This window comes from Burkholderia sp. AW33-5, assembly GCF_053427615.1.
In genome coordinates this window covers 40,521-66,821 of the sequence record NZ_JBSAXA010000017.1, presented here as the reverse complement: position 1 = coordinate 66,821, position 26,301 = coordinate 40,521, and the positions used below count along the sequence as shown (strand labels likewise).

Genomic DNA, 26,301 nt, shown 5'->3' with positions numbered 1-26,301 from the left:
AAGAACCGGCCGCACGCCCGCCGAAGCGGAGGTGCGGCCTTCGATGCCGGTCGAACCGGCCAACGGATGCGGCGTCAGCCGAGCAGCGGACGCAGCTCGTTGACGACCTTGAGCTTCGTTTCCGGCGCGCGGCCCTTGCGTGCACGCTTGCCGACGTGCGGCGCGAGCCCCGCGTACGACAGCGTTTCGTCCTGCGCCTTGCCGCCGCGACCGGTGCCGATCAGCACGACGCCGGCCGGGTCGATCGCGAGCGCCTGCACGAGCGTTTCCTTGTCGTCGAGCGCCATCAGGATCACGCCGCGACCGCCGCCCGACAGCGTCTTCATCTCGTCCATCCCGAACACCAGCAGACGGCCGCCGCTCGACAGACACGCGACCTGCGTCGCGTTCGGCAGCACGGGCATCGGCGCGAGCGGCACCGCGCCCGCATCGATGGTCATGAACGACTTGCCGGCCTTCACGCGGCTCACCATGTCGCCGACCTTCGCGAGGAAGCCGAAGCCGTTGCTCGACGCGAGCAGCAGTTGCTGGTCGGCCGGCGCCGCGTAGTAGTGCATCAGGTGCGAGCCCGACTCGAGCTCGATCAGCGACGTCACCGGCACGCCGTCGCCGCGCCCGCCCGGCAGCACCGACACGTCGACCGAGTACACGCGGCCGCTGCTGCCCCACGCGATCAGTCGATCGGGCGTGCGGCACTGGAACGCCGCATACAGGTGATCGCCTGCCTTGAACGAGAAGCCGGCCGGGTCGAGCCCGTGCCCCTTCAGCGCACGCACCCAGCCCTTCTGCGACACGACGACCGTCACCGGCTCGTCGACGACCTTCGCCTCGAACGTCGCGCGCTTTTCCTGCTGGATCAGCGTGCGGCGATCGTCGCCGTACTGCTTCGCATCGGCCTCGATCTCCTTGATCATCAGCCGCTTCATCGCGCTTTCGTTCGCGAGCAGTTCCTCGAGCTTCGCCTTCTCGTCGCGCAGCGCCTCGAGTTCCTTCTCGATCTTGATCTTCTCGAGCCGCGCGAGCTGACGCAGGCGGATTTCGAGGATGTCTTCGGCCTGGCGGTCGCTGAGACCGAACGCGCTCATCAGCGCGGCCTTCGGCTCATCCGACTCGCGGATGATGCGGATCACCTCGTCGATGTTCAGGAAGACGATCATCCGTCCTTCGAGGATGTGGATGCGGTCGTCGACCTTCGCGAGACGATGGCGGCAGCGGCGCGTCATCGTCAGCTGGCGGAACTTCACCCATTCGTCGAGGATCGTCAGCAGCCCCTTCTGGCCCGGCCGGCCGTCGGCGCCGATCATCACGAGGTTCAGTGTCGCGTTCGACTCGAGGCTCGTGTACGCGAGCAGCGTGTTCACGAATTCCGTCTGGTCGATCGTGCGCGACTTCGGCTCGAACACGAGCCGCACCGCCGCTTCCTTGCCCGACTCGTCGCGCACCGCGTCGAGCAGGTCGAGCATCGCCTTCTTGGTGTTGAGCTGCTCGGGCGTGAGCGTCTTCTTGCCGAGCTTGAGCTTCGGATTGGTGAGTTCCTCGATTTCCTCGAGCACCTTCTGGCCCGACGTGTTCGGCGGCAGCTCGGTGACGACCAGCTGCCACTGGCCGCGCGCGAGATCTTCGATCTTCCAGCGCGCGCGCACCTTCAGGCTGCCGCGGCCGCTTTCATAGGCCGCCGCGATTTCGGTGTCGCTCGAGATGATCTGGCCGCCGCCCGGGAAGTCGGGGCCGGGGATCAGGTTCATCAGCTCCGCATGCGTGAGCTTCGGATTGCGGATCAACGCGACCGCCGCCGCCGCGACCTCGCGCAGGTTGTGCGACGGAATCTCGGTCGCGAGACCGACCGCGATGCCCGACGCGCCGTTCAGCAGCACGAACGGCATGCGGCTCGGCAGCGTCTTCGGTTCCTCGAACGAGCCGTCGTAGTTCGGCATGAAGTCGACCGTGCCCTGGTCGATCTCGTCGAGCAGCAGCTTCGAGATCGGCGTGAGCCGAGCTTCGGTGTATCGCATCGCCGCCGCGCCGTCGCCGTCGCGCGAGCCGAAGTTGCCCTGCCCGTCGATCAGCGGATAGCGCAGCGAAAAATCCTGCGCGAGACGCACGAGCGCGTCGTATGCCGACTGGTCGCCGTGCGGGTGGTATTTACCGAGCACGTCGCCGACCACGCGCGCCGACTTCACCGGCTTCGCATCCGGGCCGAGGCCCATTTCGTTCATCGCGAACAGGATCCGGCGCTGCACCGGCTTCTGGCCGTCGCACACGTCGGGCAGCGCGCGGCTCTTCACGACGCTGACCGCGTAGCTGAGGTACGCCTGCTCCGCGTAGTTGCCGAGCGTCAGCGCATCGGCGTCCGGTGCGTCGGATCCAGCGAAGAGATCGGAAGTATTGTCGTCCATCTGAATTCCGTATTCGTAAGTGGCGTGAGGCCGGGCCGGGCGTCATGCCCGGCCGCGCGGGTTTAGATGTCCGCTTCGACGTCGTTGCCCTTTTCCTCGAGCCAGCCGCGTCGCGCGGCTGCCTCGCCCTTGCCCATCAGCATGGTCATCCGCGCGACGGTCGCCTCGTAGTCGAGTTCGCCGAGCTTCACCGGCATCAGGCGGCGCGTGTCGGGGTTCATCGTCGTGTCCCACAACTGCTCCGCGCTCATTTCGCCGAGACCCTTGAAGCGGCTGATGCTCCATTGCGTTTCGCGCACGCCGTCCTTGCGCAGCTTGTCGAGCGTCGCCTCGAGTTCGCCTTCGTCGAGCGCATAGAGCTTCTGCGCGGGCTTCTTGCCGCGCGCGGGCGCATCGACGCGGAACAGCGGCGGCCGCGCGACATGCACGTGACCGCGCTCGATCAGCTGCGGGAAATGCTTGAAGAACAGCGTGAGCAGCAGCACCTGGATGTGCGAGCCGTCGACGTCCGCGTCCGACAGGATGCAGATCTTGCCGTAGCGCAGGTTCGACAGGTCGACGGTGTCGTCGGGGCTGTGCGGATCGACGCCGATCGCGACCGAGATGTCGTGCACCTCGTTGTTCGCGAACAGGCGGTCACGCTCGGTTTCCCATGTGTTCAGCACCTTGCCGCGCAGCGGCAGGATCGCCTGGTATTCCTTGTCGCGGCCCATCTTCGCGGAACCGCCCGCCGAGTCGCCCTCGACGAGGAACAGTTCGTTGCGCGCGATATCTTCCGTCTCGCAGTCGGTCAGCTTGCCCGGCAGCACCGCGACGCCCGAGCTCTTGCGCTTCTCGACCTTCTGGCCGGCGCGCGTGCGCGCCTGCGCCTGCTTGATCACCAGTTCGGCGAGCTTCTTGCCGTGCTCGACGTGCTGATTCAGCCACAATTCGAGCGCCGGACGCGAGAACGACGATACGAGCTTCACCGCGTCGCGGCTGTTCAGACGCTCCTTGATCTGCCCCTGGAACTGCGGATCGAGCACCTTCGCGGACAGCACGAACGACACGCGCGCGAACACGTCTTCCGCGAGCAGCTTCACGCCCTTCGGCTGCAGGTTGTGCAGTTCGACGAAGCTCTTGACCGCCTGGTAGAGACCGTCGCGCAGGCCCGACTCGTGCGTGCCGCCGGCCGGCGTCGGGATCAGGTTCACGTACGACTCGCGCACGAGCGATCCTTCCTCGCTCCAGGCGACGACCCACGACGCGCCTTCCCCTTCGGCGAAGGTTTCGTCGGTCGAACGCGCATCGGCGAAGCGCTCGCCTTCGAACAGCGGAATCAGCAGCTCGCTGCCGTTCATCTCGTCGAGCAGGTAGCCGCGCAGGCCGTCCTCGTACTTCCACGCCTGGCGCTCGCCGGTCTTCTCGTTGACGAGCACCACCTCGACGCCCGGCAGCAGCACGGCCTTCGAGCGCAGCAGACGCTGCAGCTCGCCGAGCGGAAGGTTCGGCGAATCGAAATACTTCGGATTCGGCCAGACCTGCACGCGCGTGCCGGACTTCTTCTCGCCGCGGCCCGCGCCTTGCGTCGCGAGCGGCTTCACGACGTCGCCTTCGGCGAAGCCGAGCTCGGCGATCTTGCCGTCGCGCCAGACCGTCACGTCGAGACGCGTCGCGAGCGCGTTCGTCACCGACACGCCGACGCCGTGCAGGCCGCCCGAGAACGTGTACGCGCCGCCGGCGGCCTTGTCGAACTTGCCGCCCGCGTGCAGGCGCGTGAACACGATCTCGACGACCGGCACGCCCTCTTCGGGGTGCATCCCGAACGGGATGCCGCGGCCGTCGTCCTCGACCGACACCGACTGGTCGGCATGCAGCGTGACCGTGATCTGCTTGCCGTAGCCGCCGAGCGCCTCGTCAGACGCGTTGTCGATGACTTCCTGAATGATGTGCAGCGGATTTTCGGTACGGGTGTACATGCCGGGCCGCTGCTTGACCGGCTCGAGACCCTTGAGCACCTTGATCGATGCTTCGCTATAGGCCGCGCTGGGCTTCTTTGTTGACATAGGCGCTGAATTTCGTCATTCATCGGGACGTTGTCCACACCTCGTGTGGATAACGTCGTGGACAAAACGTTGAGTTCCGTAAAAAAGCGAATCGAAACAACGGTGTGCTTGGACTGCTCCGAAAGCGGGCGCGCGGCGTTCGCTGCGCTGCCCGGGACGCGCGGTATTTTACTGGTTCCGCGTGGCGCGCCGTCGCAAGTTCAATTACACGGCGCACGGGGCGTCAGACCGGCTTGCGCTTTGCCTCGAGCGTCTCCCACCGTTCGAGCGCGGCGAGGAGCTCGTCGTCGATCGCCGCGAACCGTTCGGTCAGGCGCGTGCCTTCCTGCGGATCCTTCGCGAAGATCGAACCGTCCTCCAGCTGCGCGTTGATCGTCTTCTGCTCTTCCTCGAGCGCCGCGATCTTCTCCGGCAGTGCATCGAGTTCGCGCTGCTCGTTGAACGACAGCTTCACCGTGCGCTGTGCGTTGCGGCCGGCCGCGCTTTTCGCCGCGTCTTCCTTGACCGGCGCCGCCTCCTTCACCGCGCGCTTCGCCGCCTCCTGCTGCGCGAGTTGCTGCGAACGCTCGCTCTGGATCTGCCAGTCGGTGAAGCCGCCGACGTATTCGCGCCACTTGCCGTCGCCCTCGGCCGCGATCACCGACGTGACGACGTTGTCGAGGAACGCGCGATCGTGGCTGACCAGCAGCACCGTGCCGTCGTAGTCGGCCAGCAGCTCTTCGAGCAGTTCGAGCGTCGGGATGTCGAGGTCGTTGGTCGGTTCGTCGAGCACCAGCACGTTGGCCGGCCGCGCGAACAGGCGCGCGAGCAGCAGCCGGTTGCGCTCACCGCCCGACAGCGACTTCACCGGCGAGCGTGCGCGCTCCGGCGCGAACAGGAAGTCGCCGAGATAGCTCATCACGTGCTTGCGCACGCCGCCGATCTCGACCCATTCGCTACCGGGGCTGATCGTGTCGGCCAGGCTCTTTTCCTGGTCGAGCTGCGCGCGCATCTGGTCGAAATAGGCGACCTGCAGGTTCGTGCCGGTGCGCACCGTGCCCGCGTCGGGCTTCAGTTCGCCGAGGATCAGCTTGAGCAGCGTGGTCTTGCCGGCGCCGTTCGGGCCGACGAAACCGATCTTGTCGCCGCGCATGACCGTCGTCGAGAAGGTATCGACGACGGTGCGATCGCCGTAGCGCTTCGTCACGTCCGTCAACTCCGCGACGATCTTGCCCGACTTCTCGCCCTGCGCGACGTCGAGCTTCACGTTGCCCTGCGAATTGCGGCGCTCCGCGCGCTCGTTGCGCATCTGCACGAGCCGCGCGATGCGCCCGACGCTGCGCGTGCGGCGCGCCTCGACGCCCTTGCGGATCCACACTTCTTCCTGCGCGAGCAGCTTGTCGAACTTCTCGTTTTCCACGCGCTCGACTTCGAGCTGCTGCGCCTTGCGCGTCTGATACGCGGAGAAGTTGCCCGGATACGACAGCAGCCGGCCGCGGTCGAGCTCGACGATGCGCGTCGCGACGCGGTCGAGGAACGCGCGATCGTGGGTGATGAACAGCAGGCCCGCGCGCTGCGCGACGAGCAGTTCTTCCAGCCAGCGGATGCCGTCGAAGTCGAGGTGGTTGGTCGGTTCGTCGAGCAGCAGCACGTCGGGCTGGAGCACGAGCGCGCGCGCCAGCGCGACACGCTTCTGCATCCCGCCCGACAGCGCGTCGACCTGCGCGTCGCCGTCCGTCAGGCCGATCTGCGCGAGCGTCATCGACACGCGCGTACGCCAGTTCCATGCATCGTGGGCATCGAGCGACGACTGCAGCGCGTTCATCCGCGCGAGCAACGCGTCGTGCTCGGCGCCTTCGGGCGTCTCCGCGAGGCGGTGCGCGATCGAATCGTATTCTTCGAGCACTTCGCGCGTGTGCGTGAGCCCCGACGCGACGGCATCGAACACGGTCGCGCCCGGTTCGAATTCGGGCTCCTGCGGCACGTAGACGGTCACGAGCTCCTGCTGGCGCGTGATCAGCCCGTCGTCGGGCTTCGCCAGCCCGGCGACGATCTTCAGCAGCGACGACTTGCCCGCGCCGTTGCGACCGATCAGGCCGACGCGCTCGCCGGCCTCCAGCGAGAAATCCGCGTGATCGAGCAACGCGACGTGACCGAACGCGAGTTGCGCGCCGGTAATGGAATAAAGCGACATGGGGAGACGGCGAAGAGAGAAATCGGAAGCGCCCATTGTACCGGTGGCGGACGCCTGCGCCGGGATGGCCGGACGGACTAGGCCGGTGCGCGGTTCATTTCGTGCCGCGGCGGCATGACGGCGCGCCCGGCGGACGGGGCCGGCACGCGACGCGGCGATGTTGCGCAGCCCGCGCGGCGGGCATCCGGCCGCAGCTTCCCGGCCGGGTGCGCGCATGCGGGCGGTGCGATTACTTCACGTTGACCGAGATCGTCGAGCTCAGTTCGGGACCGTACGAGCGGTGCGCGCCGTCGCCGAGCTGCAGCGTCAGCGTGTGCTGGCCGGGCGGCAGCGTCACGTCGGTTTCGGTCTGGCCCTTGCCGAAGTGCAGCGAATGGTCCGTCGCGGGGATCACGTCGCCCTTCGGCACCGGTTTGCCGTCGATCAGCAGGTGATGATGGCCCGTATCCGGCGTCATGTCGCCGGCCGGCTTGAGCCCCATGCCTTCGAGGCCGAACTTCACGTGCACGGGGCTCGACACCGTCGCGCCGTCCTTCGGCTCGACGAAGAACACGCGCGCCTCGGCGCGCGCGAGCGTCGACACGGCCAGCGCCGCGACACATACCGCACCCGCGATCCACTTCTTGTTGAGCATCGTTTCCTCCTTCAGATTGAAAGGCTCACGAAGCATACACTGCGTGCGCGGCCCGCGCGATGACGTCCGTTGTTCGCGATGCGCACGTTTAAAACGACGTTGCAGAGGCGTTCGGCGAAATTCCGGTACCATTGCGCCTTTCGTCCGCCGGCCACGCCGCGGACGGCATCACAGATTTCCATCATTCCGAGCACCACATGAGCGAAGTAACCGAATACCAGAGCTGGGTCTGCCTGATTTGCGGGTGGGTCTACAACGAAGCGGAAGGCCTGCCCGACGAGGGCATCCCCGCCGGCACCCGTTTCGCCGACATTCCCGCCGACTGGCGCTGCCCGCTGTGCGACGTGGGCAAGGAAGATTTCGTCGTCGTCGATTTCTGATTCGGGCTTCCGGACACGATCGAGCGCGCGCGGCGCGCATCGGCACGCATTCCGTCCGCCGATGCGCCGCGCGTTTGCTATACTCTGCGCGCTGTCCACATCGCCGTCCCGTTCGCGTCTTCTGTGCGTGAAACTGCGGACATGGCTCTCCCCGTAGTTCAATGGATAGAACAAGCGCCTCCTAAGCGCTAGATACAGGTTCGATTCCTGTCGGGGGGACCAGCAATTTCCCGATTTTCCGCCCTGTTCCAAACCCGCGTCGCCCGCATTTGCTGCATCCGGGCGCTGGGTCGTGCACGTGCCCACCTAGTCGCTGCTCGGCCGCAACCACCTCCATCGGGCTTTGCCACGACGCCCACCCGCCTTCCGGCCTCACCGCCCCGTCACTGCATCAACCCCGTCCTGACCTGCGGCATCAGACTCGCATTCACGCCCGTCACGGCAAACGTCCCCGTCGGCGACGCCCCGGCCGGCAGCACCAGCAGACTGCCGTCCCCGAGCCGATTCGCATCGACGACGATCTGGTTCGCCGCGCAACCATTCGTCAACAACCAGACCGGCAAGCCGGCAATCGACGAGAACGTGTTGCCCGTCACACTGAACGAACAGACGTTCCCGTACGCCCGGAAACCCGCATAGCCGGAGCCCGACACGCGGTTGTCCGCCACCGTGACATCCGACACGGTTCCCGACCACGTATCCAGCTCGATCGCGGCCTGCTGCGTCGGCTGCAGCCCGTTGTTCACGTTCGCGTTCTGGATGTTGGTCACGGTATTGCCCTTGATGACGACGTTCGAAGACCCGTAGGTTTTCCAGCTGTCTTCCTGCGCGACCAGAATCCCCGCCGCCTTCTCGACGCCGTCGACCGTATTGTTCGAGATCGTTACCGCCTGCCCGCCGACGACGGTGATGCCGCGCCCCCACGCGTTGCCCGACACCGCGTTATGGTCGATCAGCACGTTGCTGCTCAGGCGACCGTCGCCGAGATAGCTGACCACGGCGATCAGATCGTCGCCGGTGCCGGCCACCGTATTGTTCTGCACCAGCACGTTGGCCGAACCGTAAGTCGTATGGATGCCGTCGGCCAGCGTCGCCCGCACGCTATTGCCCACGATCGCGATACCGTTGCCGCCGAACACGAAGATCCCGGCGCTCGCTCCACCCTGGATCGTCACGCCGAGCACCTGGACGTCCGAGCCCGTCACCTCGACTTTCGTCGACTCGGGCGTCGTGAGGCGCGTCGTGCCGGTGCCGGCCAGCGTCACGCCGACGAGCGTCGAACCGGCACCGCGCATCACGATCGTCTGGTCGGCCGGATTCGTGGCGGCCAGCGTCGCGCCGTATCCGGAAATCACTGCCTGGGGCGCCGTCACGGCAAGCGAATGCCCGACGACGTAGCGTCCTGGTGCGATGACCAGGCGTTGGCCGGCGCGCAGGCTGTCGAATGCCTTCTGCAACGCGTCGGCCTGGTCGCTGCCGTCGGCGGCCGGGAAGACCGTCACATCGGCGACGGGAACGGGCGTGGTGCCATTGGAGGGCTGACGCGTCGCACCGGACGCCGTACCGGTCGCCCCGGCGGTCGACACAGGGCTGCCGGAATTCGTCGATGAAGCCGATGCGCCGGATGCAGCACCGGCAGGTGCGATGGACGATGTCGATGTGCCCGCAACGGTCTGCGTGCCTGCGGCAGCGTTGTCGTCACCGCCGCCACATGCGGCAAGACAAAGGCAGAGCGCGGCAAACGTCGCCCGATCGACTGTACGCATACGAAGTTCCGCTAGCCCAAATTGGCGTCATCGTAAGTACGCTTGATCACTTTGTAAATGAATTCCACATTTCACCTGTGAAATATTTCGTTATCCTCTTCCATTCATCGCAACGTCATCACGACGGCATGCGACACGCGATCGCACCCTGACCGAGCGCAGTCGACATGTACCGGAGATTACGTAGAATCCCGAACCTTCATCTGCACACGGACCTCGACCATGATTCGAACACTCACGGCCCTGGCCATGTTTTCGGCGCTGATCTGCACGGCTAATGCCGCCGATGTCGCAAGCGCGACCGGCACACGCTGATCGCGATGCGCGAGCAGACGGTCGCCGCGTTACGCGCGCGCCTTGGCGAAGACGTGGTAACCGGCGAGCTCGCCGCGCACGCGAACCTCGATGCGATCGGGCGCTTCTACGAGACGCTGCAACAAGGGATGTCGATTCAGACGCGCTACGGCGCGAGCCGTCGCGATCTGGAGGTGGCCGCGCAAACCGCGCTGGCCGCATGGCCGGCGCTCGCGGACGCGAGCGGCGGATAGCGTAACGGGCTCCGGAGAGAAACCCGCAAGACCGCGCGGTCATGCAGCGGCAAGCGCCCCCGCATGACCGCGCCGGTCGGTGCGTTACTGCGTGACGGCGTGCTGCACGTCCTTCGACGCATGCCACACGCGGTAGCGCACGTCGAAACCGTCCGGTACGTATACGACGAGCGGCAGGCGGCTGTTGTAGCGCAGCAGCTGGCCGTCACCGCGCACCTGCACGAAGCGCTGCTGCGGCGCCTGGCCGGGGCAGGCCATCAGCGTCGATGCCGGCCCCTTCACGTCGGTCAGCCGGTAATACGTATAGCCCCAGCCCTTCACGTCCTCGGCGGTCAGCTCGCCGCCGAACCATTGCTGGTTGCAGTCGGTCTGCAGCGTCTTGCCGATCATCAGCTCGACGCGCGCGTCGCCTTCGTTCTCGAGCGCGGGCAGCGCGATCACCGCGCGCTGCTGGCCAGTCGCCGGCTGCGGGAACATCTTGATCGATTCTGCCGACACGGCGGGCGCCGATGCGGGCCCGGCCGCGCAGGCGGCGGCAGCGGTCGTCACGCAAAAGGCGGCCAGGACGGCCCGGATCGCGAATTTCATCGATGTGCTCCTGATAAACAAAATAGGCCCCGATGCTAACACTTTCGTCGCACGACCTTACGAGGCTGTAATTTGACGACACAATTGCAAACAGCCGGCAATCCCCGCGCGCGGTACTTATAGGGGAACCAACGGAGATCATCATGCTCAAGCTCATTGCCGCCGCCGGCGTCGCCACGCTGCTGGCCGGGTGCGTCGTCGGGCCGGACGCCGGATACGGATACGGCTACGGACCGACCTACTATTCCGATCCGGGCTATGCGTACGGCCCGGCCTACGCACCATCGCCCGTGTACGGCACGGTCAACATCTGGGGCGGTGGCGGCGGGCGCGACTGGGACCGCGACCGCCGCGGCTGGGATCGCGGACGCGACGGCTGGAATCGTGACCGCGGCGGCTGGGACCGCGACCGCGGCGAGCGCGCCCGTCATGGCGGCTGGGGCCGCGGCGACGGACGTCGCGCCGACTGGAATGACGGCGGCGGGAACGGCCAAGGCAACGGCGGCGGCCATCGCCACTGACGCAATTGCAACCGTTTGTATCCGCACACGGTTCACACGAGACCGAAACGAACCGATAGACGACCGCCAAAACATGAAGGCCCTCGCATCACTGCGAGGGCCTTTTGTCGTCCGCCCTGCCGGGAGTCCGGCAACGCCGGCGATGCAGCACCGAGCCTGCCCACTCGTCAGACGCGTGCCCGCTTACCACCCGGCCGGCCGCGCATAGCCGCCCGACACCGGCGCGCCGCACACGTACGGGCGCTGATAGCGGTCGTAGCAGTAGTCCGGGCCGTCGTCCTGGTACTGCGCCTGCTGATAGGTCGGATAAGCCGGCTGCTGGTAAGCCGGTGCCTGGTAGTACGTCGGCGGCTGATAGGCCGGTGCCTGATACACCGGCGCCTGGTACGCGACGGGCGGATTCATCGCCGACGTCACGATCGCGCCGAGCACCGCGCCGCCGATCAGTGCGCCGATGATGGCGCCCCCGTCGCGGCCATGCGCGGACGCCGGGCCCGCCACGGCGAGCGAACCGGCGAGGACACACACTGCGGCAATTCTTTTCATGATGGACTCCCACGCGAAGTGGTACTTGATGCGATGCATTGTGGCTGCGCACGGCCGTAATAGATGCAGCAAGTGGTAACGCGCCATTACGCGTATCACGCACACCGAAATGCGGCACCGTCGTGCTACGATTTTCGGCACACAGGAGACGCCTTCATGCAGCCCGAAACCGCCCGCCGTTTCGATACCGAATTCGCGCCGCGCATTGCGCAGGCGATCGCCGCCTACTTCGCCGACCACGTGCTGACCGGCGTCGTCCCATACGGCGGGCACGGGCAACCGACGCGCGTGCAGATCCGCAGCGCGCCGCACGAGCACGTGAGCGGCTTCGCGCATCCGCTGAACCTCGAGCTGACCTGGGACACCGACGAGATCGAACGACTGATGGCACCCGACGGGCCCGCGCGATTCGAGTACTACCTGAGCGCGCTGCCGAGGAAACTGAGCGCATGGCAGGGCGCGCGCGACATCGATCTCGCGTCGCGCACGCAGGCCGACCCGCTCGTGCGGCTCGGCGGCCTCGACTTCGAAGGCTGAGCGCACGCCCCGGCCGCCGGCCGGACGCTGGCGGCGTCGCGCGAAACGGTCCGGTGATACACTCGACCGGTCCCGCTCCGGCGCCGCCAGGCTGACCGGACCGTTCACCGCCGCCACCCGCGAGCATGGTTGCGCACGCAACCGGCATCCGGGCACGCGGACAATCACGCCTTTGCTCCCGTCATGAACGCCGATACCGGCCTGCCGCTTCCGCAACGCTACTGGGCAATCGTCTGCGTCGCACTGGGCATCACGCTCGCCGTGCTCGACGGCGCCATCGCGAACGTCGCGCTGCCGACGATCGCGCGCGACCTGCACGCGTCCGATGCCGCGTCGATCTGGATCGTCAACGCGTACCAGCTCGCGGTCACGATCACGCTGCTGCCGCTCGCGTCGCTCGGCGAACGCGTCGGCTATCGCCGCATCTACATCGCCGGGCTTGCGCTCTTCACCGCGGCGTCGCTCGGCTGCGCGCTCGCCGGCTCGCTGCCCGTGCTCGCCGTGATGCGCGTGATACAGGGCTTCGGTGCAGCCGGCATCATGAGCGTAAACGCCGCGCTCGTGCGGATGATCTACCCGTCGTCGATGCTCGGGCGCGGGCTGTCGATCAACGCGATGGTGGTCGCGCTGTCGTCGGCGATCGGCCCGACGGTCGCATCGGCGATCCTGTCGGTCGCGTCGTGGCCCTGGCTGTTCGCGGTCAACGTGCCGATCGGCATCGCCGCGGTGTTCGGCAGCCTCCGGGCGCTGCCGGCCAACCCGCTGCACGACGCGCCGTACGACTTCCCGAGCGCGCTGATGAACGCGTGCGTGTTCGGCCTGCTCATCATGGCCGTCGACGGGCTCGGTCACGGCGAAAGCCACGCGTACGTCGCAGGCGAACTGGCGATCGCGTGCGCCGTCGGCTACTTCTTCGTGAAACGGCAGCTGTCGCAGCCGGCACCGCTGCTGCCGGTCGACCTGATGCGCATCCCGATGTTCGCGCTGTCGATCTGCACGTCGGTTGCGTCGTTCACGTCGCAGATGCTCGCGTTCGTCGCGCTGCCGTTCTGGCTGCAGCATTCGCTCGGATTCTCGCAGGTCGAAACCGGCCTCTACATGACGCCGTGGCCGCTCGTGATCGTATTCGCCGCGCCACTTGCCGGCGTGCTGTCGGATCGCTACTCGGCCGGCATCCTCGGCGGAATCGGGCTCGCGCTGTTCGCGGCCGGGCTGCTGTCGCTCGCGACGATCGGCGCGCATCCGGGCACCGTCGACATCGTGTGGCGGATGGCACTGTGCGGCGCAGGTTTCGGGTTGTTCCAGTCGCCGAACAATCGCGCGATGTTGTCGTCGGCGCCGCGCGAGCGCAGCGGCGGCGCGGGCGGGATGCTGAGCACGGCACGCCTGACGGGCCAGACGCTCGGGGCCGCGCTCGTCGCACTGATTTTCGGGCTGGCGCCCGACCGCGGGCCGACGATCGCGCTCTATGTCGCCACGGTGTTCGCGGCGCTCGCCGCGGTGGTCAGCATGCTGCGCATCGCATCGCCGCGCTCCGACGCGACGACCTGACGCCGCCGCGCGCGGCGCCCGCCCGTCACGCGGCGTCGAGGGCGTCCATCACGAAGCGCACGCGCGCCTTCACGCTCACGCACGGCAGCTCGATCAGCCGATACCCGTAGGCCGTATAGCAATCGACCATCGCGTCGTAGGTGCGCACTGCCTCGGCAAAATCCTGCCGGCGCTCGGTGTCCCGCGTGTAGATGTCGGGCCACGGCGGCGCGATGAACACGCGCCGGTGATAACGGAAGCGCCGCGCCGCAGCCTCCGCATGCGCGGGCACCGCGAGGCCCGTCAGACGCAAGTAGCCGATCACGTCCGGCACGCCGCGGTCGAAGAACACGGGTCCGCGCGCGCCTCGTGCGAGATGATACGAACGCATCTCCCAGTTCAGCATCTGCTCGGCAAACGCGGCCCGGTCGCGCCAGGGCAGCGCCGGACCGTCGATCGCCATCTGGTCGCGGATCACACCTCGCCCGGCCTCGTGCGAGCGCGCGAAACCGCAGCGCTCGAGCGCATCGAGCAGCGTGCTCTTACCGGAGCCGGGGCCGCCCGTGACGACGAAGAAGCGAGCGGACGCCGCCTCCGCGCCGCCCTCCTCCATGCGCTCAGACATGCACGGCTCGCCGGCCCGCGCGCTGCGTGACCGACGCGGCCGCCGCGACGCTGCGCAGGTCGGCGACGAACGTATCGCGCCAGACCGACAGGTTGTTCTCGCGCAGGCGCGCGAGGTTCTCTTCGTGACGCGCCTGCCGCTCGGCGAGCGGCATCGACAGCGCGCGCTCGAGCGCGTCGGCCATCTGCGACAGGTCGTAAGGATTGACGAGCAGCGCGCCGGTCAGCTCGGCCGCCGCGCCCGCGAACTCCGACAGCACGAGCACGCCCGGATCGGCCGGATCCTGCGACGCGACGTATTCCTTCGCGACGAGATTCATCCCGTCGCGCAACGGCGTCACATAGCCGACCTGCGACATCCGGAAGAACGCCATCAGCAGATTGCGCTCGTACTTGCGGTTCAGGTACTGGATCGGCGTCCAGTCGAGCTGCGAGAAGCGGCCGTTGATGCGGCCGGCCTCGCCTTCGAGCGTTTCGCGAATGCGCTGGTAGGTCTGAACGTCGGAGCGCGTCGGCGGCGCGATCTGCACGAGCGACACGCGCCCCTGCCAGCCCGGCGCGTTGGCGAGCATCCGCTCGAACGACTGGAAGCGTTCGACGAGCCCCTTCGAATAGTCGAGCCGGTCGACGCTCATCACGAGCTTGCGGCCGGCGAGCGCATCGCGCAGCATCTTCACCGGCTTGCGCGAGCCGTACTGAACAGCCGCCTCGGCGATCGCATCCGGATGCACGCCGATCGGATAGGCGGCGACCTTCACGACGCGGCCGTGCGCATGCAGCATCCCGTCGTCGCTCGCCGCGCCGATGCCGCGCCGCTCGATGTAGTCGGTGAATGCCTGCTTGTCGGCATCGGTCTGGAAACCCGCGATGTCGTACGCGCACATGAACTTCACGAGTTCCTCGTGCGGCGGCACGACGCGCAGCATGTCGGGCGACGGAAACGGGATGTGCAGGAAGAAGCCGATCGGGTTCTTCACGCCGAGTTCGCGCAGGCAATGCGCGAACGGCAGCAGGTGATAGTCGTGCACCCAGATCAGGTCGTCGGGCCGCAGCAGCGCGGCGAGCTGCTTCGCGAGCATCGCGTTCACGCGCAAATAGCCGGCATACTCCTGCCGGTCGAAGCGCGCGAGATCGCCGCGGTAGTGGAACACCGGCCACAGCGTCGCGTTCGAGAAGCCGCGGTAGTACTGATCGTAATCGCGCCGGGTCAGCCCGAGCGTCGCATACGTGACGTTGCCGTCCCGCTGGATCGCGGGTGCGGCGTCGGGCGTACCGACGATCTCGCCGTTCCAGCCGAACCACACGCCGCCGGTTTCCTTCAGCGCGTCCATCACGCCGACCGCGAGGCCGCCTGCGCTCGGGCGCGTGTCCTCGCCGGCGGCGACACGGTTCGATACCACGATCAATCTGCTCATGCGGCTTCCCCTCCTCGATTCGATTGGATGACGCGCGGCGCGCGCCAAGGCAAACGCGACGGCCCGAAGGCGGTCGCGCGGCGATTCAGATGTGAGCGATGCAACAAAGAGCGCAATGAAATGCGGCGGCGGAATGCAACGGCGACGGCATCAGGCGTCCTGCTCCTGGCCGAGGTCGCGTTGATAGTCGAGCCCTTCCGGGCGTGCGCCGCCCTGGTTGTGATCGCCGTCGGACGGCGTCTCGTCGGGCGCGCCGGCCGGCGCGTCGGTCTGCGGACGCGGGCGCTCGGCACCCGCATCGGGCGGCCGGGGAGAAAACCGTTTCGAACGGCGCATGGCTGGGTGTCTCATATGCAACGCGGCTCGGGGCCGTCGTAGAAACATTCCATAACAAAACAGTCTAGGTGCCTTGCTCGCATGGCACGGTAACAATTGCCTTCAATTTGTAACGTTTCGACCCCCGCTCAGCCAACTGTCCGACAATAGCGCCGCGCGTACGCGCGCGAGCCGTCGCCCGCCGATTTGTCAAAGCTTTGCAATTTTCCTATGACAATTGCGAAACAATGACGCGGCATGGGGCGCGCATGCGCCGCCGCTCACCCAGACAGGACTTGCACTCAGGGATGAACATTCGTTTCGAACCGCCGCGTCGGGCCATGCCGGCGCGCATCGTGCTGGCCGCGATCGCCACGGCCGCACTGCTGTCCGGCTGCAACTCGCTGTACAGCGAAGGCGCGACTGCCGGCGCCGGTATCGCGGGCGCCGCGATTGCCTCCAAGGTCACCAGCAACGCCGCCGTCGCGACGGGTATCGGCCTCGGCGCCGTCGCCGGCGCGCGTGCGGGCGTCCAGTACACGCAGCGGGTCGCGCACCGCTACACGCAGGAGCAGATCGCGAAAGCGGCCGGCCCGCTCGACGTCGGCGGCGTCGCGCCGTGGACGACCCACCACTCGTTCCCGATCGAGGACGACGAACAGGGCCGCGTGACGGTCAGCCGGATGATCAGCATCGGCCCGCTCGACTGCAAGGAAATCGTGTTCGCGGTCGACACGCCCGCGAAGGCCGACAAGGCCGCCGAATCGGCGTTCTACGTCGCCACGATCTGCCGCGACGGCCCCGTGTGGAAATGGGCGTCGGCGGAACCCGCGACCGAACGCTGGGGCGCGCTGCAATGAGCGTCGCGATCCGTATCGCGGCGATCGGCGCGCTGTGCGCGGCCAGCGCCGCGCTGTCGGGCTGCGGCTCGGTCGGCGCGGCGAGCGGCGCGCTCGCCGGCGCGGCGACGGGCCTCGTCACCGCGAACCCGGCCGTGGGCGTCGGTGTCGGGATCGCCGTGCAGGCGGCGACCGACGAGGCCGTCAACCGCACGATGAAGCAGCTTCATCAGAATCAGCAGGACGCGATCGCGAAGGCGGCGGGCAGCCTGGCCGTCGGCGAAGTGAAGCCGTGGAAGGTGAAGAACACGCTGCCGCTCGAAAACGGCGAAGGCGAGGTGCGCGTCACGCGTGCGTACTCGACGGCACTCGCGCTGTGCAAGGAATTCGCGTTCTCGGTGAAGGACGGCGACAAGGCCGACTGGTATTTCGCGAATGCGTGCCAGCAAGGCACGCACTGGAAGTGGGCGTCGGCCGAACCGGCCGTCGACCGCTGGGGCAACCTGCAGTAACGAGGCGATGCGCGGCGCCCGACACGCGCGGCGCATACGAATGCCGGGCCCTGCGGCCCGGCGCGATGGCTCAGGACTCGACGTCCTCGAGACTGAAGATTTCGGTCTGGTCGTTGTACGAGAAGATCTCGCCGTAACGGCCCCAGTCGATCACCGCGTCGAGGGTTTCCTCGGCCGCGCCGTCCGACAGGAAATCCTCCAGCTCCTGCTCGAAGCGCACGCGCGGCGCGCGATGGCCAGGGCGCTCGTTCAATACCTTCTTGATCCGCGCGGCGAGCGGCACGTGCTTCAGCAGGTGATCCGCAAACATCAGCTTGCGCTCCTGCGTGCCGAATTCCGCGAACACGCGCCCCGGCGGCGTCAGGAACACGTCACCTTCGCGCACGTCGGCGAAGCCGAGGTATTGCAGCACTTCTGCGATCGGGAACAGGTCGTCGACCTCCAGATGCAGCGTGCGCGCGATTTCCGGCATGTCGGCACGGCCGTGGTACGGCGCCATCGCGAGCGTCTCGATCAGGCCGGCCATCAGGTTGGTCGACACCTGCGGCAGCCAGCTTCCGAGCTCGAGCCCCTTCTTCGTCGCCTCGCCGGTTTGGCGTGCGGTCATCTTTGCGTAGATGTCGTCGACGAGCTTGCGGAAGGCCGGGTCGAGGCGATTGCGCGGATGCTTGAACGGCACCTTGATCTCGGCGATCACCCGGCCCGGGTTCGACGACAGCACGAGAATCCGGTCGCACATGAACACCGCTTCCTCGATGTTGTGCGTGACGATCAGCACCGACTTGATCGGCATGCGGCCTTGCGTCCACAGGTCGAGCAGGTCGGTGCGCAGCGTTTCGGCCGTCAGCACGTCGAGCGCCGAGAACGGCTCGTCCATCAGCAGGATCGTCGGGTCGACGACGAGCGCACGCGCGAAGCCCACGCGCTGACGCATGCCGCCCGACAACTCGCGCGGGTAGGCGTTCTCGAAGCCGTCGAGACCGATCAGGTCGATCGCGGCGAGCGCGCGTTCGCGCCGCTCGCGCGCGCCAACGCCGAGCGCTTCCAGCCCGGCTTCCACGTTCTGCAGCACGGTCAGCCACGGAAACAGCGCGAAGGTCTGGAACACCATCGCGACGCCTTCGGCCGGGCCGGTCAGCGGCTTGCCGAGGTAGGTCACTTCACCGCCGGTCGGCTCGATCAGCCCGGCGATGATCCGCAGCAGCGTGGACTTGCCCGAGCCCGAACGGCCGAGCAGCCCGACGATCTCGCCTTCGCGCAGCGACAGGTTCGCGTCGTCGAGCACGAGCAGTTCGCCCTGCGTCTTGTTGAAGCCGCGGCAGACGTGATCGACGCGCAGGATTTCCTCACCGAGGCGCGGCGGCTGGGACGTCTGGACGGGGGCGTTTACAGCATTCGGATTGTGCATCGCGTTTCGCTCTCAATCGGTCTCAGTCGAGCCGCAGCTTCGCTTCGGCGAAGGCATACAGCGGGCGCCACAGCAGGCGGTTGAACAGGGTAACGAACAGGGACATCACGGCGATGCCCAGGATGATCTTCGGAAAGTCGCCGGCGGCGGTGGTCTGCGCGATATAGGCGCCGAGGCCGTGCGCCTCGATCCGGGTCGTGCCCCACTGCACCGCTTCCGACACGATGCTCGCGTTCCACGCGCCGCCCGATGCGGTGATCGCGCCGGTCACGTAGTACGGGAAGATGCCGGGCAGGATCGCCTGGCGCCACCACTGCCAGCCGCGGATCCGGAAGTTCGTCGCGGCTTCGCGATAGTCGTTCGGATAGGACGTCGCGCCCGCGATCACGTTGAACAGGATATACCACTGCGTGCCGAGCACGATCAGCGGCGACAGCCAGATGTCGGCGTTCAGGTGGAAGCGCGCGATCACGATCACGAACACCGGGAACAACAGGTTTGCCGGGAACGCGGCGAGGAACTGCGCGAGCGGCTGCAGCTTCTCGGCGAGTTTCGGGCGCAGCCCGACCCACACGCCGACAGGCACCCAGATCACGGACGCGATCGAGATCAGCACGACCACGCGCAGCAGCGTGATGAGCCCAAGCACGATCACGTGGCCGACTTCGGCCATCGTCACGCCGGTCGACACGAAGCTGACGACACGCCACACGATATAGGCCGTGCCGAGCAGCACGAGCACCGCCCACGCGATGTCGACCGTGCGCGACGCCTTCTTCTCGACCTTGGGCAGCGTGAAGCGCATCGCGCCCGACACCGGCAGACGCAGCGGAATCCGCGCGGCCTTCGCGAAGAACCAGCCGGCCGGCACGAGCAGTTGATGGATCAGGCGCGTACGGCGCACGAGGTCGAGCAGCCAGGATTGCGGCGCGTCGCCCGACGCGGTGTTCTCCATCCGGAACTTGTCGGCCCACGCGATCAGCGGGCGGAACAGGAACTGGTCATAGGCCAGGATCACCACCGTCATCGTCAGGATCACCCAGCCGATCGCGCCGAGGTTCTTGTCCGAGATCGCCTGCGCGAGATACGCGCCGATCCCGGGCAGCGTGATGGTCTGGTTGCCGACGGTGATGGCCTCCGACGCGACGACGAAGAACCAGCCGCCCGACATCGACATCATCATGTTCCAGATCAGCCCCGGCATCGAGAACGGCACCTCGAGCTTCCAGAAGCGCTGCCACGACGTCAGGTGGAAGCCGCGCGACACTTCGTCCAGATCGCGCGGCACCGTGCGCAGCGACTGGTAGAAGCTGAACGTCATGTTCCACGCCTGGCTCGTGAAGATCGCGAAGATCGCGGCCAGTTCGGCGCCGAGCACGCGGCTCGGGAACAGCGCGAGGAAGAACGTGACCGTAAACGAGATGAAGCCGAGCACCGGCACCGACTGCAGGATGTCGAGGATCGGGATCAGCACCATGCCGGCGCGGCGGCTTTTCGCGGCGAGCGTGCCGTAGACCAGCGTAAACGCAAGCGACGCGACCATCGCGGCGAGCATCCGCAGCGTGGTGCGCAACGCGTATTCGGGCAGGTTCGACGGATCGAGCGAGATCTTCTGGGTTTGAAGGGTCCCGATCGGCGCCATCGTTTCATGAAAGCCGACGACCGCCATCGCGATCAGGCAGATGATCAGCGGGAACGCGATGAAGTCCCACCGGTTCGGCAGAACGCGCCACGCGGACGCGTTGGCGGTCCGGTTCGGATTGAAGAATCCGACGTCCATCAGGCGCCCTCCCCGGTAAGGCCGAACGAAGCCGGCAGACGATGTTGATTCATGGCAAAGCGCACGGGCGCGGTAATTCGACGCGGTAATTCGATTGATTCACGATCTGACGCCGGCGCGAGGCGCCGTGCGTGCACGCTGCGCCCCCGGCGCGGCGAGTCGGGCCGCGACGGCACGACACTACACCAACCTGTATTTCAGGTTCAACCGTCCGGGGCCGGCGCGGCGCCATGCGACGCGCGGACGGCGCACGGATCGTGCCCGGCACGCGGGCGAACAGCAGGCGTGCGATGCGGAGCAGCCCGGCCGCAGTCCTCCGGCCGGCATGCAGGCCCCGAATTATGCCGTGATCCGGGCCGGCCGGGAACCCGCCAGCCGCATGCGGACGCAAACCATGCCGGACGTCATCGGACGATTGCGGCGAAGCAGGTATGATCGGGGCTAGCCCCTGGCGTCGGTGTCGACCACAGCCGCCAGGGATCGACCGACCAGCGGGAGGAAGGGAATGGCAGGAAACTTGGTGATCGTCTGCCGCGATCAGGATGCCGATGCGTTCTACGAGCTGATGCAGGAATATGGGTCGTTCCAGACGCGGCTGTCGTCGACGGCATGGTATCTGAACATGAACGTCGTGCCGGAATCGCTGCAGGACGAGATTCTGGAGCGCCTTGGCCGCTATACGACCGTCTATATCTTCGAGGCCACGAGCGTGACCTACAACACCATCGACAGCAACGCCGCCGAGACGCTCGGCACGCTGTTCGGCGAATGATGCCGCGCGGCGCCTGCCCGGCAGGCGCCGCATCCGCCGCTTACGCGGCCTGGGCGTGCAGTTCGTCCTTCGGCACCACGTCGAACGGGAACGTCATCGCCACGCGCAGGCCGCCCTCGGGACGATTGCCGATCTCGCACGCCCCGCCCAGCCTCAGCACCAGCCGCTCGACGATCGCGAGCCCGAGCCCGCTGTGGCCATTGCCGCCGCGCGCGGGGTCGAGCCGCACGAACGGCCGTGTCGCGGCCGCCAGGTCGCGCGGCGCGATCCCGCCGCCGCTGTCGCTGACCGACAACACGTAACCCGTCGGCGTACGCAACGTCTCGATGAGCACGGGTGGCGCGCCGTACGCATGCGCATTGTCCAGCAGGTTCGACAGGATCCGGTCAAGTGTCGCGGTCGGCAGGCGGAAACCTTCGTCGGCGGCCAGATGCGTCTGGACTGCCGGCGCGTTCGGTGCGACCGCGCGATAGCTGCGCGCGATCCGCTCGCAGGTCTGGTCGACCGGTACGGGCTCGCTGCGGTCCGCCCCGCCGTGCGCGAACACGAGGAACTGGTCGACGATGTGCGACATCGAGTCGACATCGCGCACCACGCCGTCGCGCAGCCGCGCGTCGTCCATCATTTCCGCCCGCAGGCGCATCCGCGCGAGCGGCGTGCGCAGATCGTGCGCGACGCCAGCCAGCATCACCGCGCGATCGCTCTCGGCCTGCGACACCTGTTCCACCATCTGATTGAAGCCATGCGTGAGCTGGCGCAGCTCGCGCGGGCCGCGCTCGCGCAGCGGCGGCACCGGCTGGCCGCGGCCGAAGCGCGCGACGGCGCGCGCCAGCGAACGCAGTGGCTGCTGCAACTGCCAGGCCGCGAACAGCGCGGCGATCACGCCTGCCGAGAAGATCGTGCCGAGCCACAGCAGCATCCGGTCGAGCGAGCGCGGCGGGCGCAGCGGCTGCACCGGCACCACGATCCAGTTGCGGTCGGTCGGCTCCTTGACCCACAGCACCGGCGGGTGGCCCGGCGCGCCGATCTCGACCAGGGTGCCAGCCGGCATGCGCTCGCTCACGTCGTCGCGAAAACGCTTGAGCGGCGCCGGCAGGTTCGAGCCTGCGCTCGTCGGCACGTCCGGACTGTCCGGCGACACCAGCCGCACCCGCGACGGCAGCGGCTGGTCGGGCGTGCGCTCGACGTGCTGGCGCACGGCATCGACGAGGAAGGCGGCCTCCTCGACCGCGTAACGCGTCTGCATCTGGCTGCGCTCGAGGCGCATCGCGAAGAACCACGCGAAGTGCGACAGGAGCAGCACGCCGACGACCAGCAGCGCCAGCCGTCCGAACAGTGAATCAATGGGTTTGCGCATGGGCCTCGCCGTCGGGCACGAACACGTAGCCGCGCCCGCGCACCGTCTGGATGAAGCGCGGCGTCGACGGATCCGTTTCCAGGATACGGCGCAGGCGCCACACCTGGACGTCGATGCCGCGGTCGGTGCCGTCGTACTCGGGCCCGTGCAGCAGCTCGAGCAACCGCTCGCGCGTGAGCGTGCGCAGCGCGTGGTTCACGAAGATCTTCAGCAGCGCGAATTCGCTGCTCGACAGCGTTGCCGGCTTGCCGTCGACCGCCAGCGTGCGCGCCTGGAAGTCGAGCACGAAACGGCCGAACGCGAACGGCTCGCGCTGCTCGGGCGCCGCCGCCGACGGCGTCGCCCGGCGGCGGCGCAGCACCGCCTGCACGCGCGCGAGCAGCTCGCGCGGGTTGAACGGCTTGCCGAGGTAGTCGTCCGCGCCGAGTTCGAGCCCGACGATGCGGTCGACGTCGTCCGCGCGCGCCGTCAGCATGATCACGGGGATGTCGTCGCCGGCCGCGCGCAGCTGGCGCAGCGCGGTCAGGCCGTCCACGCCCGGCATCATCAGGTCCAGCACGATCAGGTCGGGCCGCTCGCGCTCGAGACGCTTCTCGAGCGTCGCCGCGTCGTGCAGCACGGACACTTCCATCCCCTGGCGCACGAGATAGTCGCGCAGCAGGTCACGGAGTTCTTGGTCGTCGTCGACGATGAGGATCTGGGTAGTCATGGCTCGAAGTTTACCGCGCGAGTGCGGAGTCGAAGAACGAAACAAAGGAACGAAAGGGTTACTGCGGGTTACGGCGCAAGGGAACTGTAATGCACCGTAACCCGGCAGCCACCCCGCGTAACACCCGCCGGGACACGCGCCGCTAACCTGCGTCTTACCGGATGCGGCACACGCGTCACCCGCGCACCGCATCGCCGGACCCTTTGGATACAGGAGTTTCTGAAATGTATAAGAAGACTTCCCGCGTGGCCATCGCGGCCGCCACCGTGCTCGCTCTCGCATTCGGCACCGCGCATGCCGCGCAGCCCAACGACATGCCGCCGCCGGGCGGCCCCGGCATGCACCAGATGCACGGCGGCCATGACGGCGGCCCGTTCGGCGTGATCATGAAGCTGCACGATCAGTTGAAGCTCAACGCATCGCAGGAGCAGCAATGGCAGACGGCCGTCAACACGATGAAGCAGAACCATGAGGCGATGCGCAAGAGCCACGAGCAGATGCGCGAGCAGTTCAAGGCGCAGCAGAATCAGCCGATCCTCGACCTGAACGCGATGCACGCCGCCCGCCAGCAGGCCGAGCAGCAGAATGCGCAGCTGCGCGAGCAAAGCTCGGCCGCCTGGCTCGCGTTCTACAACGGACTGAACGACCAGCAGAAGACGACGGTCAGCACCGCGCTGAAGCAACAGTTTGCGCGGATGGAACAGCGTCACGAGAAGATGAAGGAACGCTGGCAGGAGCACCGCGCGGCCAAGGCCGCGTCGGCGCCGGCGCAGTAAGCCGGCGGGCCGCCTCCCCGGGCGGCATCGCAGGGGACGCGGGTACTTGGCCCGCGTCCCCTGTTTCGCTTCAGGCGACGTCGAACAGCAGCACCTCGGCTGCCCGCCCGCGTGCGAACGCGATCGCGTCCACCCCGGCGATCTGCGCGCCGTCGCCCGCGGCCAGCGCGCGGCCGTTGACCTCCACGTCGCCACGCGCCACGTGCACATAAGTGCCACGTCCGGCCGGCACACCGAATACCGCCTCCTCGTCGCCGTCGATCAGCCCCGCGAAAATCCGCGCATCCGCACCGATCGACAGCGCGCCGTCGCCGCCGTCCGGCGACGCGACGAGCCGCAGGCGGCCGCGCTTCTCGTGGTCGGCGAAATGCCGCTCCGCGTAACCGGGCCGCCCGCCGCGCCCGGCCGGCTGCAGCCAGATCTGCAGCAGATGCAGCACCCGGTCGCGCGACGCATTGGTTTCGCTGTGCATGAGCCCCGTGCCGGCACTCATCCGCTGGATGCCGCCGGCCCGCACGATGGCGCCGCTGCCAAGGCTGTCGCGGTGCGCGAGCGCGCCGTCCAGCACGTAAGTGACGATTTCGAGGTCGCGGCGCGGCTGCATCCCGAAGCCGCGCGTCGGCGCGATCCGGTCCTCGCTCAGCGCGCGCAGCGCGCCGAACGGCGGACGGGCGGCCTCGGCGTCGCCGACAGGCGGAAAGCTGTGACTCGACTCGAGCCAGCCTTGGCGCGTGTGGCAGCGGTCGGCGGCGCGGCGGATCTGGAACATGGGGCGGGCACTCCGGCAGGCAGACATTCTTTCTTCGGGTTTACCTGCACTGTAGGGGCACGCCAAGCGCGCCACAATCCGCCGCCCGCGCACCGCATCGTTGCACCCACGAATCCAATCGGCGCAATGCTCGTTGCGAATACCACGATTGCCGCAACGCCCGGATCGAAGAATCCATCGGTCGCGCCGGATTGCCGTTTTCCGGGTATCGCGTTCGGGTAAAATACCGCCCTTTTGGCGTTCGCCCGTCCGGCGAGCGCCGTTGCCCGCGCGCCGAAACACGAATTTTGGCCGTCTAGAATACGCCGCGGCGCCCGGCCCGACCGGCCGCGAGCGCCCCCCGGAAGTGAGCGACAAAAGGATGGAAATGAAGAAGGCCGCCCTGTGCGCCGCCCTCGCCCTCGTGGCGGGCAGCGCCTTCGCGAAAGAATGGAAGACCGTGCGGATCGGTGTCGATGCCAGCTACCCGCCGTTCGAGTCGACCGCGCCGAGCGGCGAGATCGTCGGTTTCGACGTCGATCTCACCAAGGAAATCTGCAAGCGCATCAACGTGAAGTGCGTGTGGGTCGCGCAGGATCTCGACGGGATCATTCCCGCGCTGAAGGCGAAGAAGTACGACGTCATCGTGTCGTCGCTGACCGTCACGGACAAGCGTCGCGAACAGATCGACTTCTCCGACAAGGTGTACGACGCGCCCGCGCGGATGATCGCGAAGGCCGGCTCGCCGCTGCTGCCGACGGTCGCGTCGCTCAAGGGCAAGCGCGTCGGCGTCGAGCAGGGTTCGACGCAGGAATCCTACGCGAAGGCGTACTGGGAACCGCAAGGCGTCACGATCATTCCTTACCAGAACCAGGACCAGGTCTATGCCGATCTCGGCTCGGGCCGCCTCGACGCGACGCTGCAGGATGAACTGCAGGCCGACTACGGCTTCCTGCGCACGCCGCGCGGCAAGGGCTTCGCGTTCGCCGGTCCGGAAGTGAAGGATCCGAAGACGATCGGCGACGGCACCGCGATCGGCCTGCGCAAGGAAGACACGGACCTGAAGCTCAAGATCAACAAGGCGCTGGCCGACATGCACAAGGACGGCACGTACGACCGGCTGTCGCACAAGTATTTCTCGTTCAGCGTCTACTCGGCTCGCTGAGCGCAGACAATGACGGGAAGCGGATGCGGGGGCGCCCCGCGTCCGGCAGTACAGGCAGTCCACCACGCGCCGCCCGCCCCTCGCCCGCCGCTCCCCGCGACGGGCTGGCCCGGCACCGTTGCCGGGGCGGACGGTCATGATACGCACGGGGCGTTCCGCGCAGCTTGGCGGGCGCGTCTTTCGCGGCGCACCGCGTGCGCCGTCCGGGACCACACCA

The 26,301-nt window shown here is 67.5% G+C and carries 25 protein-coding genes and 1 tRNA gene; 11 read left to right on the top strand and 15 right to left on the bottom strand.

Features of this window, described 5'->3' with window-relative positions:
- Positions 1–74: 74 nt before the first annotated feature.
- The 4 genes from parC to ACV22V_RS23790 all read right to left on the bottom strand — a co-directional run bounded on the left by parC (position 75) and on the right by ACV22V_RS23790 (position 7,248).
- Positions 75–2,396: a DNA topoisomerase IV subunit A gene (parC, locus tag ACV22V_RS23805; RefSeq protein WP_059703460.1), complete on the bottom strand. Its 2,322-nt coding sequence runs from the start codon at positions 2,394–2,396 to the stop codon at positions 75–77.
- 62 nt (positions 2,397–2,458) lie between these two features.
- Positions 2,459–4,441 (bottom strand): DNA topoisomerase IV subunit B, encoded by a 1,983-nt coding sequence (locus ACV22V_RS23800; RefSeq protein ID WP_059527399.1) that lies wholly within the window; start codon positions 4,439–4,441, stop codon positions 2,459–2,461.
- 223 nt (positions 4,442–4,664) lie between these two features.
- Positions 4,665–6,614: an ATP-binding cassette domain-containing protein gene (locus tag ACV22V_RS23795; RefSeq protein WP_059689435.1), complete on the bottom strand. Its 1,950-nt coding sequence runs from the start codon at positions 6,612–6,614 to the stop codon at positions 4,665–4,667.
- Between the two features lie 229 nt (positions 6,615–6,843).
- On the bottom strand, positions 6,844–7,248 hold the full coding sequence (locus ACV22V_RS23790; RefSeq protein ID WP_059528288.1) for a DUF4399 domain-containing protein: 405 nt from the start codon (positions 7,246–7,248) through the stop codon (positions 6,844–6,846).
- 197 nt (positions 7,249–7,445) lie between these two features.
- On the opposite strand from ACV22V_RS23790, the gene ACV22V_RS23785 reads away from it, so the two are divergent.
- Complete coding sequence (locus ACV22V_RS23785) at positions 7,446–7,628, top strand: rubredoxin (RefSeq protein ID WP_006478164.1); 183 nt, start codon at positions 7,446–7,448, stop codon at positions 7,626–7,628.
- A 147-nt stretch (positions 7,629–7,775) separates the two neighbouring features.
- Positions 7,776–7,850, top strand: a tRNA-Arg gene (locus tag ACV22V_RS23780).
- 161 nt (positions 7,851–8,011) lie between these two features.
- Here the strand turns inward: ACV22V_RS23780 and ACV22V_RS23775 are convergent.
- Entirely contained in the window at positions 8,012–9,130 is a 1,119-nt protein-coding gene (locus ACV22V_RS23775) for a right-handed parallel beta-helix repeat-containing protein (protein WP_448015736.1), read from the bottom strand.
- A 584-nt stretch (positions 9,131–9,714) separates the two neighbouring features.
- Here ACV22V_RS23775 and ACV22V_RS23770 point away from each other — a divergent pair.
- Positions 9,715–9,942, top strand: coding sequence for a hypothetical protein (locus ACV22V_RS23770; RefSeq protein ID WP_448015716.1), 228 nt, complete (start codon positions 9,715–9,717; stop codon positions 9,940–9,942).
- An 84-nt stretch (positions 9,943–10,026) separates the two neighbouring features.
- On the opposite strand, the gene eco is transcribed toward ACV22V_RS23770, so the two are convergent.
- Positions 10,027–10,530 carry a serine protease inhibitor ecotin gene (eco, locus tag ACV22V_RS23765; RefSeq protein ID WP_448015715.1) on the bottom strand — a complete coding sequence of 168 codons (504 nt, stop codon included), beginning with the start codon at positions 10,528–10,530 and terminating at the stop codon, positions 10,027–10,029.
- 143 nt (positions 10,531–10,673) lie between these two features.
- Here eco and ACV22V_RS23760 point away from each other — a divergent pair, with 143 nt between their 5' ends.
- Positions 10,674–11,051 carry a hypothetical protein gene (locus tag ACV22V_RS23760; protein ID WP_059527437.1) on the top strand — a complete coding sequence of 126 codons (378 nt, stop codon included), beginning with the start codon at positions 10,674–10,676 and terminating at the stop codon, positions 11,049–11,051.
- Between the two features lie 183 nt (positions 11,052–11,234).
- On the opposite strand, the gene ACV22V_RS23755 is transcribed toward ACV22V_RS23760, so the two are convergent.
- Positions 11,235–11,636 (bottom strand): hypothetical protein, encoded by a 402-nt coding sequence (locus ACV22V_RS23755; protein ID WP_059689438.1) that lies wholly within the window; start codon positions 11,634–11,636, stop codon positions 11,235–11,237.
- A gap of 117 nt (positions 11,637–11,753) precedes the next feature.
- On the opposite strand from ACV22V_RS23755, the gene ACV22V_RS23750 reads away from it, so the two are divergent.
- Together ACV22V_RS23750 and ACV22V_RS23745 are read left to right on the top strand one after the other, a co-directional pair.
- The gene (locus ACV22V_RS23750; RefSeq protein WP_448015714.1) at positions 11,754–12,134 is read left to right on the top strand and encodes a DUF5594 family protein; all 381 of its coding nucleotides are present in this window, start codon (positions 11,754–11,756) and stop codon (positions 12,132–12,134) included.
- A 183-nt stretch (positions 12,135–12,317) separates the two neighbouring features.
- A complete protein-coding gene (locus tag ACV22V_RS23745; RefSeq protein WP_448015713.1) occupies positions 12,318–13,685 on the top strand; it encodes an MFS transporter in 1,368 nt (455 codons plus the stop codon).
- 25 nt (positions 13,686–13,710) lie between these two features.
- Here the strand turns inward: ACV22V_RS23745 and ACV22V_RS23740 are convergent, their stop codons facing one another.
- The 3 genes from ACV22V_RS23740 to ACV22V_RS23730 all read right to left on the bottom strand — a co-directional run bounded on the left by ACV22V_RS23740 (position 13,711) and on the right by ACV22V_RS23730 (position 16,039).
- Positions 13,711–14,289, bottom strand: coding sequence for an AAA family ATPase (locus ACV22V_RS23740; RefSeq protein ID WP_059527446.1), 579 nt, complete (start codon positions 14,287–14,289; stop codon positions 13,711–13,713).
- Positions 14,282–15,703 (bottom strand): alpha,alpha-trehalose-phosphate synthase (UDP-forming), encoded by a 1,422-nt coding sequence (gene otsA / locus ACV22V_RS23735; RefSeq protein WP_223962544.1) that lies wholly within the window; start codon positions 15,701–15,703, stop codon positions 14,282–14,284. The genes ACV22V_RS23740 and otsA overlap by 8 nt, the downstream gene beginning before the upstream one ends.
- A 150-nt stretch (positions 15,704–15,853) precedes the next feature.
- The gene (locus tag ACV22V_RS23730) at positions 15,854–16,039 is read right to left on the bottom strand and encodes a hypothetical protein (RefSeq protein WP_059527452.1); all 186 of its coding nucleotides are present in this window, start codon (positions 16,037–16,039) and stop codon (positions 15,854–15,856) included.
- Positions 16,040–16,287: 248 nt separating this feature from the next.
- Between ACV22V_RS23730 and ACV22V_RS23725 the strand changes: the two genes are divergently transcribed.
- A complete protein-coding gene (locus ACV22V_RS23725) occupies positions 16,288–16,878 on the top strand; it encodes a hypothetical protein (protein WP_257140722.1) in 591 nt (196 codons plus the stop codon).
- Positions 16,875–17,369: a hypothetical protein gene (locus ACV22V_RS23720; protein WP_059527457.1), complete on the top strand. Its 495-nt coding sequence runs from the start codon at positions 16,875–16,877 to the stop codon at positions 17,367–17,369. Before ACV22V_RS23725 ends, ACV22V_RS23720 begins: the two co-directional genes overlap by 4 nt.
- 70 nt (positions 17,370–17,439) lie before the next feature.
- Here ACV22V_RS23720 and ACV22V_RS23715 read toward each other — a convergent pair whose 3' ends face one another.
- The gene (locus ACV22V_RS23715) at positions 17,440–18,777 is read right to left on the bottom strand and encodes an ABC transporter ATP-binding protein (RefSeq protein ID WP_059468207.1); all 1,338 of its coding nucleotides are present in this window, start codon (positions 18,775–18,777) and stop codon (positions 17,440–17,442) included.
- 22 nt (positions 18,778–18,799) lie between these two features.
- The gene (locus tag ACV22V_RS23710) at positions 18,800–20,557 is read right to left on the bottom strand and encodes an ABC transporter permease (protein ID WP_059692265.1); all 1,758 of its coding nucleotides are present in this window, start codon (positions 20,555–20,557) and stop codon (positions 18,800–18,802) included.
- Positions 20,558–21,062: 505 nt separating this feature from the next.
- Between ACV22V_RS23710 and ACV22V_RS23705 the strand changes: the two genes are divergently transcribed.
- The gene (locus ACV22V_RS23705) at positions 21,063–21,329 is read left to right on the top strand and encodes a double-stranded DNA-specific endonuclease (protein ID WP_006398649.1); all 267 of its coding nucleotides are present in this window, start codon (positions 21,063–21,065) and stop codon (positions 21,327–21,329) included.
- A 40-nt stretch (positions 21,330–21,369) separates the two neighbouring features.
- Here ACV22V_RS23705 and ACV22V_RS23700 read toward each other — a convergent pair whose 3' ends face one another.
- Positions 21,370–22,686, bottom strand: a complete 1,317-nt coding sequence (locus ACV22V_RS23700) for an ATP-binding protein (protein WP_059527465.1) — start codon at positions 22,684–22,686, stop codon at positions 21,370–21,372.
- Complete coding sequence (locus ACV22V_RS23695) at positions 22,670–23,395, bottom strand: response regulator (RefSeq protein WP_059527468.1); 726 nt, start codon at positions 23,393–23,395, stop codon at positions 22,670–22,672. Before ACV22V_RS23695 ends, ACV22V_RS23700 begins: the two co-directional genes overlap by 17 nt.
- Before the next feature lie 224 nt (positions 23,396–23,619).
- On the opposite strand from ACV22V_RS23695, the gene ACV22V_RS23690 reads away from it, so the two are divergent.
- Positions 23,620–24,171: a Spy/CpxP family protein refolding chaperone gene (locus tag ACV22V_RS23690; RefSeq protein ID WP_059701941.1), complete on the top strand. Its 552-nt coding sequence runs from the start codon at positions 23,620–23,622 to the stop codon at positions 24,169–24,171.
- Between the two features lie 70 nt (positions 24,172–24,241).
- Here ACV22V_RS23690 and ACV22V_RS23685 read toward each other — a convergent pair whose 3' ends face one another.
- Complete coding sequence (locus ACV22V_RS23685) at positions 24,242–24,940, bottom strand: pirin family protein (protein ID WP_448015735.1); 699 nt, start codon at positions 24,938–24,940, stop codon at positions 24,242–24,244.
- A gap of 367 nt (positions 24,941–25,307) precedes the next feature.
- On the opposite strand from ACV22V_RS23685, the gene ACV22V_RS23680 reads away from it, so the two are divergent.
- Complete coding sequence (locus ACV22V_RS23680; protein WP_059451025.1) at positions 25,308–26,084, top strand: ABC transporter substrate-binding protein; 777 nt, start codon at positions 25,308–25,310, stop codon at positions 26,082–26,084.
- The last annotated feature ends 217 nt before the right edge of the window (positions 26,085–26,301 follow it).

Coding starts and splice junctions, on each gene's coding strand:
- parC (WP_059703460.1), bottom strand. CDS start 2,396: ATGGACGACAATACTTCCGATCTCTTCGCTGGATCCGACGCACCGGAC.
- ACV22V_RS23770 (WP_448015716.1), top strand. CDS start 9,715: ATGCGCGAGCAGACGGTCGCCGCGTTACGCGCGCGCCTTGGCGAAGAC.
- ACV22V_RS23755 (WP_059689438.1), bottom strand. CDS start 11,636: ATGCATCGCATCAAGTACCACTTCGCGTGGGAGTCCATCATGAAAAGA.
- ACV22V_RS23695 (WP_059527468.1), bottom strand. CDS start 23,395: ATGACTACCCAGATCCTCATCGTCGACGACGACCAAGAACTCCGTGAC.
- ACV22V_RS23730 (WP_059527452.1), bottom strand. CDS start 16,039: ATGCGCCGTTCGAAACGGTTTTCTCCCCGGCCGCCCGATGCGGGTGCC.
- eco (WP_448015715.1), bottom strand. CDS start 10,530: ATGAAATTCGCGATCCGGGCCGTCCTGGCCGCCTTTTGCGTGACGACC.
- ACV22V_RS23795 (WP_059689435.1), bottom strand. CDS start 6,614: ATGTCGCTTTATTCCATTACCGGCGCGCAACTCGCGTTCGGTCACGTC.
- otsA (WP_223962544.1), bottom strand. CDS start 15,703: ATGAGCAGATTGATCGTGGTATCGAACCGTGTCGCCGCCGGCGAGGAC.
- ACV22V_RS23710 (WP_059692265.1), bottom strand. CDS start 20,557: ATGGACGTCGGATTCTTCAATCCGAACCGGACCGCCAACGCGTCCGCG.
- ACV22V_RS23800 (WP_059527399.1), bottom strand. CDS start 4,441: ATGTCAACAAAGAAGCCCAGCGCGGCCTATAGCGAAGCATCGATCAAG.
- ACV22V_RS23690 (WP_059701941.1), top strand. CDS start 23,620: ATGTATAAGAAGACTTCCCGCGTGGCCATCGCGGCCGCCACCGTGCTC.
- ACV22V_RS23715 (WP_059468207.1), bottom strand. CDS start 18,777: ATGCACAATCCGAATGCTGTAAACGCCCCCGTCCAGACGTCCCAGCCG.
- ACV22V_RS23700 (WP_059527465.1), bottom strand. CDS start 22,686: ATGCGCAAACCCATTGATTCACTGTTCGGACGGCTGGCGCTGCTGGTC.
- ACV22V_RS23745 (WP_448015713.1), top strand. CDS start 12,318: ATGAACGCCGATACCGGCCTGCCGCTTCCGCAACGCTACTGGGCAATC.
- ACV22V_RS23760 (WP_059527437.1), top strand. CDS start 10,674: ATGCTCAAGCTCATTGCCGCCGCCGGCGTCGCCACGCTGCTGGCCGGG.
- ACV22V_RS23685 (WP_448015735.1), bottom strand. CDS start 24,940: ATGTTCCAGATCCGCCGCGCCGCCGACCGCTGCCACACGCGCCAAGGC.
- ACV22V_RS23680 (WP_059451025.1), top strand. CDS start 25,308: ATGAAGAAGGCCGCCCTGTGCGCCGCCCTCGCCCTCGTGGCGGGCAGC.
- ACV22V_RS23750 (WP_448015714.1), top strand. CDS start 11,754: ATGCAGCCCGAAACCGCCCGCCGTTTCGATACCGAATTCGCGCCGCGC.
- ACV22V_RS23785 (WP_006478164.1), top strand. CDS start 7,446: ATGAGCGAAGTAACCGAATACCAGAGCTGGGTCTGCCTGATTTGCGGG.
- ACV22V_RS23740 (WP_059527446.1), bottom strand. CDS start 14,289: ATGTCTGAGCGCATGGAGGAGGGCGGCGCGGAGGCGGCGTCCGCTCGC.
- ACV22V_RS23705 (WP_006398649.1), top strand. CDS start 21,063: ATGGCAGGAAACTTGGTGATCGTCTGCCGCGATCAGGATGCCGATGCG.
- ACV22V_RS23790 (WP_059528288.1), bottom strand. CDS start 7,248: ATGCTCAACAAGAAGTGGATCGCGGGTGCGGTATGTGTCGCGGCGCTG.
- ACV22V_RS23725 (WP_257140722.1), top strand. CDS start 16,288: ATGCGCCGCCGCTCACCCAGACAGGACTTGCACTCAGGGATGAACATT.
- ACV22V_RS23720 (WP_059527457.1), top strand. CDS start 16,875: ATGAGCGTCGCGATCCGTATCGCGGCGATCGGCGCGCTGTGCGCGGCC.